The organism is Proteiniclasticum sediminis (assembly GCF_018128025.1).
GTDB lineage: Bacteria > Bacillota > Clostridia > Clostridiales > Clostridiaceae > Proteiniclasticum > Proteiniclasticum sediminis.
This window is the reverse complement of record NZ_JAGSCS010000013.1, coordinates 1-11,943: the sequence shown is the minus strand read 5'-3', so window position 1 is coordinate 11,943 and position 11,943 is coordinate 1. Positions and strand designations below refer to the sequence as shown.

Here is an 11,943-nt window from a genome sequence, read left to right as displayed (position 1 = left end):
TTCATTATATCAAATCTCCCGATAAAGACGAGGAATTTTAAAAAGATTGATCTTGGCGAACAGTTCCTGGTGTCCCCAGAGCAACCTCCAAGCGTGAAGAGTTGGCAGGCGTGGACAGGGGAAGAGGACTTTTGATATAATCTACACACAAGATGAGAAGAATAGAGATCAAGGAGAGAAAAAGATGAGCAGTTGGAATGAAATAAAAATTATCCTGAATCCCGAGGATTTGGAATATATCCAGGGTGTGTTATATACCATGGACGTGAAGGGGGTATCCATTGAGGATCCCCAGGATATCCTTGGCCGGGAGCAGGGTCCCCTGACCTGGGATTTCGCCGATATCAATATTTTTGAGCAGGGGCGGGACAAGGCCGTGGTGAAGGCTTACTTCAACATCGGCACCGAGGTGGAGACGGTCATGGAAGAAATCCGGCAGAAGGTGGAGGAAGCCAAAGGCTTCGGTGTCCCCTTCGGCGACGTGGAAATTCTTTCCAAGGAAGTCAACGAGGCCGACTGGGCCAATGAATGGAAGAAGTACTACAAGCCCATCAAGGTGGGCGAGCGATTTGTCATCAAGCCTCTTTGGGAAGAATACACCGCCAAGGAAGGCGAGATCATTCTTCATATGGATCCGGGCATGGCCTTTGGCACCGGCACCCATGAAACCACCAGAATGTGTCTGGAAGCCGTGGAGGACTATATGCGGGCGGATACCACCGTCTTCGACATCGGTACGGGTTCCGGGATTCTCGCCATCGGCGCTTCGAAACTGGGCGCCAAGGAAGTGGTGGGTGTAGACCTGGATATCGTGGCTGTGGACTCCGCCAAGGAGAATGTGGGCCACAATGCCCTGGACAATGTGTCCATTCTCCACGGAAACCTCATGGATGTGGTGGAGGGCCAGGCGGATATCATCGTGGCGAACATCATTGCGGAAATTATTCTGGTGCTCCTTCCCGATGTGAAGCTCAAGCTGAAGGATCAGGGGGTCTTCATCTCCTCCGGAATCATCCGGGAAAAGGAAGCCATGGTGAAGGAAGCTCTCGCCAAGGAAGGCTTCTCGGTGCTGGAAACCCGTCACCAGGGCGAATGGGTCTGCATTGTGGCTGAGGTCAGCCATGCATAAGTTTTTCACCCCCCTCATTGAAGAGAACTGTGCCATCATTGAAGGGGATGATCATAAGCATCTTTCCCGGGTGCTGCGGGTCCGGGAAGGGGAGGAAGTCCTGATCAATGACCTCCGGGGCATGGACTTTCGCGGGAAAGTCCTGGAGATCGGGAAGACCCGCTCCGTGGTGGAGCTCCTGGAGCGCTCTTTAGTGAGCACGGAAAGTCCCGTGGAAGTCACTCTTTACCAGGGAATTCCCAAGGCGGGAAAGATGGACCTCATCGTCCAGAAGTGCACAGAGCTCGGCGTTACCCGTATTGTACCAGTGAAGACCCAGCGGGTGGTGGTCAACAGCACGGAGTTCAAGAAAATGGACCGGCTAAACCGCATCGCCCTGGAGGCGGCCAAACAGTCCAAGCGCAGCCGAATTCCCGTCATTGAGGAGCCCATGAGCTTTGAAAAAATGCTGGAGGAAATTCCACACCTGGATCTTTTCCTTGTTCCCTATGAAAACGCCGAAGAATTCGGATTTCACCGGCTGGTTCTAGATCAGCCGAAGGCCGCCTCCTGCGGCATCCTCATCGGTCCCGAGGGAGGATTTGAGGAAGCAGAGATCGAGGAACTCCGCCGCCGAGGCGCGCGGATCATCACCCTGGGTCAGCGGATTCTTCGCACCGAAACTGCAGGATTTACCGCATTGACCCTGGTGCAGACCTTTTACGGGGATATGGGAGGGAGTAGATAAATGAAAGTAGCTTTCCAAACCCTGGGCTGCCGGGTGAATGTCTATGATACGGAAGCCATGGCGGAAATGTTTGTCCAGGATGGATATACCCTCACGGATTTTGATTCCGTTGCCGATGTCTATGTCATCAACACCTGCACGGTGACCCATATGGGCGAGAAGAAATCCCGCCAGTACATCCACCGGGCCAAGCGGCAGAATCCCCAGGCCATTGTGGCCGTGGTGGGCTGCTTAGCCCAGGTGAGCAAGGACGAAGTCATGGCCATTGAAGGGGTGGATGTCATCGTGGGTTCCCGGGATAAACGCGATGTGGTGTTCCAGGTTAACCGGGCCATGGCTGAAGGAAAACAGATCGTGGCGGTCTCGGACAGCCTTCTGCTCAACCACAAGTTCGAGGATCTGGGCGTCACCGGGTACGAAGGAAAAACCCGGGCGTTTTTGAAGATCCAGGACGGGTGCAACCGCTTCTGCTCCTACTGCATTATTCCCTATGCCCGGGGCGGGATCTCCAGCAAGAATCCCCAGGTTCTCCTAAAGGAGATCGAAGCCTTGGCCGGGAATGGATACCGGGAAGTGATCCTCTCTGGCATCCATATCGCGTCCTATGGCCAGGAGCTGGCGGAAAAAATGGATCTTCTGGATCTCCTGGAGGCCGTGGAACAAATCCCGGGCATCGAACGGATCCGCATCGGCTCCATCGAGCCCATGTTTTTCCAGGGGGAAAGGCTGTCTCGGGTGCTGGCGCTGACGAAGCTTTGTCCCCATTTCCACCTGTCGCTGCAGTCCGGCTGTGATGCCACGCTGAAGCGCATGAACCGCCGCTACACCGCGGAGGAGTTTGCGGCAGTGGTGAAGGCGCTGCGGGAAGCCATTCCTGAAGTGTCCCTGACCACCGATGTCATCGTGGGCTTCCCCGGAGAAAGTGAAGGGGAGTTTGAGGAAACGGCTGCATTTTTGGAAAAGCTCCAGCTGACCCGGATCCATACCTTTAAATACAGTCCGCGAAAAGGAACACCGGCCTTCAACTTCCCCAATGAAGTGGAAAGTGCCGTGAAGGAAGACCGGAGCCGCCGGGTGATGATGATCAGCCGCCGGGGGGAAGAGAAATTCCTCGCCCGTCATGTGGGGCAGGTTCTGCCGGTCCTCTTCGAAGAAGGGAAAAACGGCGTCCATCTGGGCTATACCCCCAATTATCTCCAGGTGCGGGTCCCATCAGCGGTAAATCTTCAGGGGAAGATCCTGCCCACAAAGCTTACAGGCCTAAAGGGTGATGTGCTGCAGGGAGAAATCCTGGTGGATCTTGGGTTTAGCCAACCGTCATAAGTCCTTTTACGGAAAACTTCCCGGGAACTTGAAGAATTATCGGACTATTTTCGGAAAAATTGTGTATAATAGAACTGAATTCTAGAACCGGAAGGGGGGAGAAAAAAATGGATTGTTTATTCTGCCGAATTGTCCGTGGAGAAATTCCCTCCACAAAAGTTTATGAAGATGACGACCTATACGCCTTCCGGGACATCGATCCCAAAGCCCCCACCCATATCCTTCTGGTCCCCAAGGTTCATCATTCCTCGGTGAATGCCCTGGATGAGTCTTCAGCGGCCGTGGTGGCCAAGGCCTATGTGGTTCTGAAACAGCTGGCCGAGGCTGAAGGAATTGCCCAAAGCGGGTACCGCATTGTGGTCAACACCGGGAAGGATGGTGGCCAGTCTGTGGATCATCTGCATTTCCACTTGCTGGGGGGAAGAAGTTTGTCCTGGCCTCCAGGCTAAAAACATTGACTGATGATTGGTTTTGTACTATAATTATCAGTGTGTTATTTTGCCCTAAAGGCTGATATTTATATTTTTAACTAGCGGAGGGAGGGATAATGAATGTCAGAGATCAAGGTTGGAGAGAACGAATCTTTAGAGAATGCGCTCAGAAGATTTAAGAAGAAGTGTGCAAGAGCAGGTGTTCTTAGCGAAGTCAGGAAGAGAGAGCACTACGAGAAGCCAAGCGTTAAGCGCAAGAAGAAGTCAGAAGCTGCCAGAAAGAGAAAGTTCAAGTAGTACTTGCTTTAAGAAGGTGTAGTGATGACCATAAAAGAAAGACTTCAGGCCGATTGGAAAGAAGCCCTAAAAAGCAAGGATAAGCCGAAAGCCAGTGTATTAAGCATGGCAAAATCTGCGATTCTCTATGCGGAAAAGGAAGCGCGAGCCGATCTGACTGAGGAAACGATCATTGAAATTCTCGCCAGAGAAGTGAAAATGAGAAGAGACGCTGTAATCGAATTTGAAAAAGGCAACCGAAGCGACCTGGTTGACCAGGGAAACTTCGAAATAGAGACTTTACTCAGTTATCTACCAAAGCAGTTAAAAGAAGAAGAAATAATTGAATTGGTTGAGAATACAGCTAAGGAAATTGGTGCAAATAACATGAAAGACATGGGGAAACTCATGGCAGCGCTCAGACCGTTAATCACAGGAAAGGCCGACAATAAGCTCGTCAGTTCCCTGGTGAAGGATTATTTGACTAGATAAGATGAAGCTCATCCTGGTCCGTATGGATTAGGATGAGCATTTATTTTGCGTGAAAATCAGGATGTGAAATTAAGGTAGTGAGAAGTGGGGAAATCAGGGTATAATGAGAGAAAACAAATCTCCAGGCATGCGGATTCTGGGGAGAGGGAGTGAATTATGGAGACTTATCGCGCACTGATCCTCCGAAATGAAGATGGACAGGGGACGGCAGCCTATGAATCGGTGACGGCGAAACCCCTGGAGGAAGGGGAACTGCGGATCCAGGTACAATTTTCCGGGATCAACTATAAGGATCGTCTGGCCATGAATCCCAAAACTCGTGTGGTTCGCCAGTATCCCATGGTTCCGGGCATCGATTTTTCAGGCGTGGTCACGGAAACTCGGTCATCAAGATTTCTTGTTGGAGACCAGGTGTTTCTCACGGGCTTTGGCTTTGGCACCGACACCTGGGGCGGTTACCGCGAACAGGTGGAGGTCCATGAGTCCTTTGTCTGTAAAATCCCTTCAGCCATGACGGCGAAGGAAGCCATGATCCTGGGAACCGGGGGCCTGACGGCAGCCCTGTCTGTCCACGCCCTGGGCGAACTGAAGGCTCCGGCGAAAATTCTCGTCACGGGAGGCACTGGAGGTGTGGCTTCCCATGCCATACTGATCCTGAAGGCCCTGGGCCATCATGTCACGGCAGTGACGCGAAACCCAGCCCACGATGGGTATCTGCGCTCTCTGGGCGCCGACGAGGTCATATTGCACAGTACGCTCCTGGAACCCCGAAAACCCCTCTCCAAAGAGACTTGGGATGGGGTGGTGGATGCCGCGGGCGGAGAAGCCCTGGGCAATATTTTGACGGAGGTCCGCTACGGCGCCGTGGTGGCCGCTTCAGGAAATCTCGCAGGAGCAAGTTTCCAGTCCACGGTATTTCCCTTTATCCTCCGGGGTGTCACCCTGAAGGGCGTCGATTCGGTTCAAGCTCCCCGAGACCTCAAGGAGAAGCTGTTTGGCCTTCTCGCCACTTCCTGGAAATCGGCACAACTCGAGGAAACCCTGCGCCAGGAAGTCCCTTTTGGCAAGGTTTTGGAGGTACTCCAGAACGAACCCCAAGGAGCCGGAAAAGACCTGATTGTCTTTGAATGATCCGCGGCGGCAAAGGCCCTGGTGGCAATCCGGGGCAGACTTTGCTACACTGGAGTTAACAAATAGAGGGATTTTCCCATGGCGATGGCGAAAGGCCCTTGAGGAGAGATGAGATGAAAATCGATCGGAAAGCCTGGCTTAGAGGCGGTGTTATCGTCTTGTCCATGGTGGTGTCCTTTGGTGTACTGGTCACCAGTATCGTGAATAAAAAATATGATCTGGCCGCGGGCGATATCGCTCCGGTGGATTTTAAAGCCAATGTGGACCTGGTGGACGAAATGACCACCCAGGCCCTCATTGCCGATGCCGTGAACAATGTGCAGCGGCAGTACAAGCAGAATCCGGAAGTACGAAGGGCAGCCTTGAAGGAGAATAGTGATTTCTTCAATGGTATCATCAGTTCCCGCAATCCTCTGGTATCCACTTCAGAAATTGCCGGACTTTTGGCGGCGAAGGGCACCTACGGGATTACTCCGGAAGGGTATCTGGCCCTCCTGTCCATCGACAACAGCGATTTGCGCTACGCCATGAACATCATGAACAACAGCATCTCGAAGATTTATGATACGCCGCTGGAGGAAGATGATCCGCTGAAGCTGGAACAGTCCAAAACGCAAATCAGCGATGCCGTGGAAAGCATCAATTTTTCCGAGACGGCAAAAGAAGCGATGAAGAGTTTTGCTGTGGCGCTCATTAAACCGAACTATTCCTTTGATGAGGCGGCCACACTGCAGCTTCAGGAAGAAGCCCGGGACAGCGTGACCCCAGTGATCATCAAGAAGAACCAGACGATTGTCACCGAAGGGGAGCCCATCACCGCCAACCAGCTGGCGATTCTGGAAGAGCTGGGGTACCTCAATCGGAGCGGATTCAATGTATTTCCTTTCCTGGGACTGGCCGGAGTGGTTCTGTCCCTCCACGGCCTCATGGTCTATTACCTGCGAAGGTTTTACCGGCCCATCTATGACGATCTCAAACGGATGACCCTGATTTTTCTCCTCATCAGCACCACCCTCCTCATGACCCGGGTGCTGGTGATCATCAGTCCGTTTATTCTGCCCTATACGTTTCTGCCCATGCTCCTCACCATTCTGGTGAAGAAACGGGTGGGGCAGACCCTGGCCATGTTCACCGCCATTATGATGGCGGTAATCACCGGATTTAACGTCCAGGTCCTGATTCTCCTCATGCTCACTTCGGTGCTTAGCGTAATCTTCCTGAAGAAAGTGGAGGAGCGCAATGATATTATTCTTTCCAGCATCTCCATCGGTGCCGTAACCATGCTTCTTGCCCTGGGGATGGGGCTGCTCCTTTCCGCATCGGTGATGGATTCTCTTCAGAACGCCGTGTTCGCCGGAGTTGGCGTGCTGACTTCCGGAATTATGGTCATTGGGGTACTTCCCATCATTGAGAATACCTTCAATGTGGTGACGGAAATCAAGCTCCTGGAACTGGCCAATCCCAATAATCCTTTGTTGAAGCGGCTACAGATGGAAGCCCCGGGCACGTATCATCACAGCATCATGGTGGGCAATCTGGCAGAAGCGGCAGCGGAGGAGCTTCATGCCAACAGCATCCTGCTTCGGGTGTCCGCTTATTACCATGACATCGGAAAGCTTTCCCGACCCCAGTTCTTCAAGGAAAATCAGATTGGCTCCAAGAACCCCCATGATGAGATTTCTCCGAATCTTTCCACCCTGATTATTCTCAACCATGTAAAAATCGGGCTGGAGATGGCGGAAAAAGCCAAGCTGCCCGAGGAGATCAAGGATATGATTGCCCAGCACCACGGGACCACCTTGGTGAAGTACTTTTATCTGACCATGAAGAACAATACGGAGGATCACTCTTCCATCAAGGAAGAAGACTTCCGGTATCCCGGACCCAAGCCCAAATCCCGGGAAGCCGGGATCATGATGCTGGCAGACAGCGTGGAAGCTGCAGTGCGCAGCATCACAGAACCCACCGCCGGGAAAGTGGAAGCCATGGTCTACAAGATTTTTAAAGACAAACTGGAGGATGGCCAGCTGGATGAATGCGACATCACCTTCAGCGAAGTAGCCAAAATCCGGCTGAGCTTCCTGAAGACCCTGGGCTCCATTTATCATGAACGGATCGAGTATCCGGAAGACAAACGCAAAAAACTGCTAAAGTAGGATGGGTGTATAAGAATGATCATTATCGAAAACGAGCAAACCATCGTGGAAATGGAGGCCGGGTTGGAAGAAGCCATCCGGGAAACCATTGAAGCTTCCCTATTAGACCAGGGGGTACAGTATGAGGCCGAAGTCAGTGTTCTCCTGGTGGACAATGAGGCCATCCGGGAAATCAATCGGGATACCCGGAATCTGGATGCGGTCACCGACGTCCTGTCCTTCCCCATGATTGACTATGAACCCGGGCTTACCTATACGGACCTCTACCGGGACTATGATTTCGGGGATCAGTATTTTGACGGGGATGCGCTGCTTCTGGGGGACATTGTGATTTCCCTGGAACGGGCCCTGGAACAAAGTGAAGAGTATGCCCATTCCCTGAAGCGGGAGGTATGCTATCTCACGGTTCATTCTGTGCTTCATCTTCTGGGCTACGACCATATGGAAGTAGAAGACAAGGCCAAAATGCGGGATGTGGAGGAGCGGATTCTGGGGAAGCTGGCCATTACGCGGGATTAGGAAGGTGGAAGGATGAATTTTAAAGGTCTCATCGACAGTTTCAATTATGCCATATCCGGGTTCATCTATGCGGTCCGAACCCAGCGAAACATGAAGATCCATATGGTGGCCGCCATCGGGGTCATCATCTTTTCCCTGTTCACGGACATCACAAAGCCGGAGCTTCTGGTGCTGTGCATCGCCATCACCATGGTCATGTCCGCTGAACTTTTCAACACCGCCATTGAAAGCGCCATTGACGCCACCACCAACCATTACCACCCCTTGGCTAAGATCGCCAAGAACACGGCGGCCGCTGCGGTGCTCCTGACGACGATCAACGCCGTGATCGTGGGCTATTTCATCTTCTGGAATGAGATTACCACCTTCACCTACCGGGGGGTTCAGCTGGTGAAACACGCCAGTCCGTATCTGGTTTTGGTGGTGCTGGTCATCGTTTCCTTATCGGTGATCCTCACCAAGGCTGTGGTGGGGGAGGGAACGCCTCTAAAGGGCGGTATGCCTTCCGGCCATGCAGCAGTTGCCTTTAGCCTCGCCACCATCATCAGCTATTTGTCCGATTCCACCATCGCCATCACCCTGAGCTACCTCATGGCGATCATCGTCGCCCAGTCTCGGGTGGATTCCAAAGTCCACTCGGTGAAGGAAGTATTCGTGGGCGGACTTTTAGGCTTTCTCATTACGATTCTCGTTTTTCGGATTTTCGGATTTTAACGAAAAATCATCAGTACGGCCCCCTTCCTCGAAGGGGGATTTGATGTCTTTAAACAATAATGTAAGCGAGGGAAAAGAATGTATAAAGAATTGATTGAAGCTGCACTGACTGCCCGGGAAAACGCCTATGTACCCTATTCACAGTTCAAGGTCGGCTCTGCGGTGCTCACGGAAGACGGTCAGATCATCTCCGGATGCAACATCGAGAATGCTTCCTATGGGGCCACCAACTGCGCAGAACGGACAGCCATCTTCAATGCTGTCTCCCAGGGACACCGCCATATCAAAGCGCTGGCCGTGGTGGGGGACACCAGCACCTTTACCTATCCTTGCGGCATCTGCCGCCAGGTCATGGTGGAATTCGCACTGAACAAAGATATCCCGATCATCATTGTGAAAAACAGCGAGGAGTACCTCGTGAAGACCCTGGAAGACATTCTTCCGGGGGCGTTTACCAAATCGGATCTGGATGCACATAAGGGAGAGAAAAATGTTTAAATCAGGTTTTGTTACCGTCGTTGGACGGCCGAATGTGGGAAAATCCACATTCATCAATCATCTCATGGGCGAGAAATTGTCCATCGTATCCAACAAGCCCCAGACTACCCGAAAGAATCTCAATGCCATATATACGGATGACGAGGCACAGATTATCTTTGTGGACACCCCGGGCATCCATAAGGCCCAGAACAAGCTGGGCGAGTACATGGTCAGCGTGGCCAAGGAAAGTCTGAATCAGGTGGATCTTGTCATCTTCATCACCACCGCCAGCGGGGCAGTTCACCCGGGGGATGTGAAGATCATGGAAGAGCTGAAGGAACTGAAAACCCCCATCTTCCTCCTCGTCAACAAAATCGACGAGTTTGACCAGGACAAAGTGGCCAAGACCCTGGAAGCTTACGGGCAGATGGTGGATTTCAAGGAAATCTTCCCCATTTCTGCACTGAAGGGAAAGAACACCGAAAATCTTCTGAACCTGATGAAAAGCTACCTTCCGGAAGGGCCGCTGTATTATCCGGCGGACATGGTGGCCGATGTCCATCTTCGGTTCATGGTGGCGGAGTCCATCCGGGAGAAGGCGCTGAAGCTCCTTCAGCAGGAAATTCCCCACGGCATAGCCGTGGAAGTCACCTCCATGAAGGAGAAGGACAACGGAAACTGGACCATCGAAGCGGATATTATCTGTGAGAAGGACTCCCATAAGGGGATTATCATCGGCAAAGGGGGCCAGACGCTGAAAAAGATCGGAATTTGGGCCCGGGAAGATATGGAAAAATACCTGGATGGCAAAGTGGAGCTGAAGACGTTTGTCAAGGTTCGCAAAGAGTGGAGGGATAATCCGAATCTCCTGAAGGAACTGGGCTACAAGGATTAATGCAGGAAAAAGTTAAGGGTGTCGTTCTGAAAACCATGGACTACAAGGAGAAAGACAAGCTCATGTGGATTTTCACCGAGCAGCTGGGAAAGCTTTCGGTCATCTGCAAAGGTGTGCGCTCCCCCAAAAGTCGGTATCAGTCCCTGGTTCGGCCCCTGCTTTTCGGGGAGTTTCTTCTCTATCCAGGAAAGACCCTCTATATTCTGAATGAGGGGACACCCATCAACAGCTTCAAGGCCTTGACCCAATCCCTGGAAGCCTTGACCTACAGTTCCTACTATGTGGAGATGGCAGATATCGCCACCTCCGATCAGGATCCTAACCCACTGCTTTACCGGAATCTGGTCACCGCCCTTTATCTTCTGGAATCCGGGGCCGTGGACATGGAAGTCCTGACATTGGCCTATGAAGTGAAACTCATTGAGTCCACGGGTTTTCGCGTGAGCACGGACCTGGTGCCTTTTCCCGTTTCCAAGGCCGCGGAAAATGTCCTGGACTTCATCCGGCGGACGGACATGGCCAAGGTCCATGTGCTTAAAGTGGAAAAGGGTCTGCAGAAGGAGCTTTCGCAGCTGACAAGTTACATCATTCGGGAGAATTACCCCCGGAGACCCAAAAGTTTGGATCTGCTGAAATATATGTAATGGAGCGGATCAGCAAGATATCTTGAGGAGGAGGAAGTAGTCGTGGAAATGAACAGCGATCTTTTAACCAAGGTGGATGAACTGCGCAAACGAAAAAAAGTGAGTTATGAGGAAGCTAGGGAAGCTCTGCTCCAAAGCGGAGGAGACACGCTGGAGGCCCTCATCTATCTGGAGAACCTCCGGGAAGACCGCTTGGAGAACCTAAAGGAATCCTCGGTGGAGACACTGCAGTCCCTGAAGGATACTGGGACAGGTCAGGTGGAGTTTCAGTTCCGGGAAAAGAAGGTGGAAGCTCCAGTGCCCCTGGTCCTGGTGGGGACGTTGCTTCTCGCTCGAAAACCCAAGCTTTTGGGGTTTCTTGCTGCGGGACTGCTCTTTTCCGGCACCGACGTCCGCTTCCATAAAGGGGAGAAGACCGTGGAGCTGACGAAGCCCCTGCGGGACAAGTGTCAGGGGATGCTTCAGGATCTGGGCATCGACAAAGAAAAGATCGTCCAGAAAATCGACGGCCTGGGCGATAAGATTCACTTCAAGAAAGAGTTTTCGGAAGAGGATGATCTCAAGGGTTATTTTTCACCGGATATCTATTAAAATTCGATCTCCAAAGAAGACTTCCATATCCAAAAGGAGGTCTTTTTTTGCGGATTTATGCCGTTCTTTTTTAGCACAGTCTGAAGTCGTTTAACCCCCTTGTTTTACAACATAAGTTAATAATATGAAAATCCGATGAAATCATATACATTCCCGACTTTGACAGTTCAAAAATTGAGAAACAGCTGGAACCCTTGAAAATAGGGGATTCCAGCTGTTCTTTTTTGTTTTGAGCATGTTGTACACACACTATTTCCCATACGTTCGGAGCACTTCCAACGGGATATATTGACGAGTCCAATCTTTTCCCAGCAAGCGGTTGATCTGCAAAAAGTCTTCATTGCCAAACACTTCCCAGTAGCCTTTCTCCAAGGGGCGGCACTGCGCGCTGAGAAGTGCATTTTGGATTTTTTCCGGACTGAACACTCTCTGGAG

At 51.8% G+C, this 11,943-nt stretch carries 15 protein-coding genes; 14 read left to right on the top strand and 1 reads right to left on the bottom strand.

Annotation, left to right across the window (positions count from 1 at the left end; translation table 11 throughout):
- Positions 1-184 precede the first annotated feature (184 nt).
- The 14 genes from prmA (at position 185) to KCG48_RS09815 (ending at position 11,508) form a co-directional block, all read left to right on the top strand.
- Positions 185-1,129: a 50S ribosomal protein L11 methyltransferase gene (gene prmA, locus KCG48_RS09880; protein WP_211801861.1), complete on the top strand. Its 945-nt coding sequence runs from the start codon at positions 185-187 to the stop codon at positions 1,127-1,129.
- Entirely contained in the window at positions 1,122-1,856 is a 735-nt protein-coding gene (locus KCG48_RS09875; RefSeq protein ID WP_211801859.1) for an RsmE family RNA methyltransferase, read from the top strand. Before prmA ends, KCG48_RS09875 begins: the two co-directional genes overlap by 8 nt.
- The gene (gene mtaB / locus KCG48_RS09870) at positions 1,857-3,179 is read left to right on the top strand and encodes a tRNA (N(6)-L-threonylcarbamoyladenosine(37)-C(2))-methylthiotransferase MtaB (protein WP_211801858.1); all 1,323 of its coding nucleotides are present in this window, start codon (positions 1,857-1,859) and stop codon (positions 3,177-3,179) included.
- 107 nt (positions 3,180-3,286) lie between these two features.
- Positions 3,287-3,628, top strand: a complete 342-nt coding sequence (locus tag KCG48_RS09865) for a histidine triad nucleotide-binding protein (protein WP_211801853.1) — start codon at positions 3,287-3,289, stop codon at positions 3,626-3,628.
- A gap of 102 nt (positions 3,629-3,730) precedes the next feature.
- Positions 3,731-3,907 (top strand): 30S ribosomal protein S21, encoded by a 177-nt coding sequence (gene rpsU / locus KCG48_RS09860; RefSeq protein ID WP_010292600.1) that lies wholly within the window; start codon positions 3,731-3,733, stop codon positions 3,905-3,907.
- A gap of 24 nt (positions 3,908-3,931) precedes the next feature.
- Positions 3,932-4,378 carry a GatB/YqeY domain-containing protein gene (locus tag KCG48_RS09855; RefSeq protein ID WP_230977091.1) on the top strand — a complete coding sequence of 149 codons (447 nt, stop codon included), beginning with the start codon at positions 3,932-3,934 and terminating at the stop codon, positions 4,376-4,378.
- Positions 4,379-4,534: 156 nt separating this feature from the next.
- Positions 4,535-5,509: an acrylyl-CoA reductase family protein gene (locus KCG48_RS09850; RefSeq protein ID WP_211801849.1), complete on the top strand. Its 975-nt coding sequence runs from the start codon at positions 4,535-4,537 to the stop codon at positions 5,507-5,509.
- Positions 5,510-5,622: 113 nt separating this feature from the next.
- Positions 5,623-7,665: an HD family phosphohydrolase gene (locus KCG48_RS09845; RefSeq protein WP_211801848.1), complete on the top strand. Its 2,043-nt coding sequence runs from the start codon at positions 5,623-5,625 to the stop codon at positions 7,663-7,665.
- A 15-nt stretch (positions 7,666-7,680) separates the two neighbouring features.
- Positions 7,681-8,184, top strand: coding sequence for an rRNA maturation RNase YbeY (gene ybeY / locus KCG48_RS09840; RefSeq protein WP_211801846.1), 504 nt, complete (start codon positions 7,681-7,683; stop codon positions 8,182-8,184).
- 12 nt (positions 8,185-8,196) lie between these two features.
- Positions 8,197-8,898 (top strand): diacylglycerol kinase, encoded by a 702-nt coding sequence (locus tag KCG48_RS09835; RefSeq protein ID WP_211801838.1) that lies wholly within the window; start codon positions 8,197-8,199, stop codon positions 8,896-8,898.
- A 78-nt stretch (positions 8,899-8,976) separates the two neighbouring features.
- The gene (locus tag KCG48_RS09830; protein WP_211801836.1) at positions 8,977-9,396 is read left to right on the top strand and encodes a cytidine deaminase; all 420 of its coding nucleotides are present in this window, start codon (positions 8,977-8,979) and stop codon (positions 9,394-9,396) included.
- Positions 9,389-10,273, top strand: coding sequence for a GTPase Era (gene era / locus KCG48_RS09825; RefSeq protein WP_211801834.1), 885 nt, complete (start codon positions 9,389-9,391; stop codon positions 10,271-10,273). The genes KCG48_RS09830 and era overlap by 8 nt, the downstream gene beginning before the upstream one ends.
- Positions 10,273-10,917, top strand: coding sequence for a DNA repair protein RecO (recO, locus tag KCG48_RS09820; RefSeq protein WP_211801831.1), 645 nt, complete (start codon positions 10,273-10,275; stop codon positions 10,915-10,917). Before era ends, recO begins: the two co-directional genes overlap by 1 nt.
- Before the next feature lie 42 nt (positions 10,918-10,959).
- Positions 10,960-11,508, top strand: a complete 549-nt coding sequence (locus KCG48_RS09815) for a UBA domain-containing protein (RefSeq protein WP_211801829.1) — start codon at positions 10,960-10,962, stop codon at positions 11,506-11,508.
- A gap of 249 nt (positions 11,509-11,757) precedes the next feature.
- Here the strand turns inward: KCG48_RS09815 and KCG48_RS09810 are convergent.
- On the bottom strand, positions 11,758-11,943 hold a 186-nt coding region (locus tag KCG48_RS09810), incomplete at its 5' end, for a hypothetical protein (protein ID WP_211801827.1).

What these genes read in the sequence shown, in the direction of transcription:
- prmA (WP_211801861.1), top strand. Translation starts at nt 185, where the DNA reads ATGAGCAGTTGGAATGAAATAAAAATTATCCTGAATCCCGAGGATTTG.
- KCG48_RS09875 (WP_211801859.1), top strand. Translation starts at nt 1,122, where the DNA reads ATGCATAAGTTTTTCACCCCCCTCATTGAAGAGAACTGTGCCATCATT.
- mtaB (WP_211801858.1), top strand. Translation starts at nt 1,857, where the DNA reads ATGAAAGTAGCTTTCCAAACCCTGGGCTGCCGGGTGAATGTCTATGAT.
- KCG48_RS09865 (WP_211801853.1), top strand. Translation starts at nt 3,287, where the DNA reads ATGGATTGTTTATTCTGCCGAATTGTCCGTGGAGAAATTCCCTCCACA.
- rpsU (WP_010292600.1), top strand. Translation starts at nt 3,731, where the DNA reads ATGTCAGAGATCAAGGTTGGAGAGAACGAATCTTTAGAGAATGCGCTC.
- KCG48_RS09855 (WP_230977091.1), top strand. Translation starts at nt 3,932, where the DNA reads ATGACCATAAAAGAAAGACTTCAGGCCGATTGGAAAGAAGCCCTAAAA.
- KCG48_RS09850 (WP_211801849.1), top strand. Translation starts at nt 4,535, where the DNA reads ATGGAGACTTATCGCGCACTGATCCTCCGAAATGAAGATGGACAGGGG.
- KCG48_RS09845 (WP_211801848.1), top strand. Translation starts at nt 5,623, where the DNA reads ATGAAAATCGATCGGAAAGCCTGGCTTAGAGGCGGTGTTATCGTCTTG.
- ybeY (WP_211801846.1), top strand. Translation starts at nt 7,681, where the DNA reads ATGATCATTATCGAAAACGAGCAAACCATCGTGGAAATGGAGGCCGGG.
- KCG48_RS09835 (WP_211801838.1), top strand. Translation starts at nt 8,197, where the DNA reads ATGAATTTTAAAGGTCTCATCGACAGTTTCAATTATGCCATATCCGGG.
- KCG48_RS09830 (WP_211801836.1), top strand. Translation starts at nt 8,977, where the DNA reads ATGTATAAAGAATTGATTGAAGCTGCACTGACTGCCCGGGAAAACGCC.
- era (WP_211801834.1), top strand. Translation starts at nt 9,389, where the DNA reads ATGTTTAAATCAGGTTTTGTTACCGTCGTTGGACGGCCGAATGTGGGA.
- recO (WP_211801831.1), top strand. Translation starts at nt 10,273, where the DNA reads ATGCAGGAAAAAGTTAAGGGTGTCGTTCTGAAAACCATGGACTACAAG.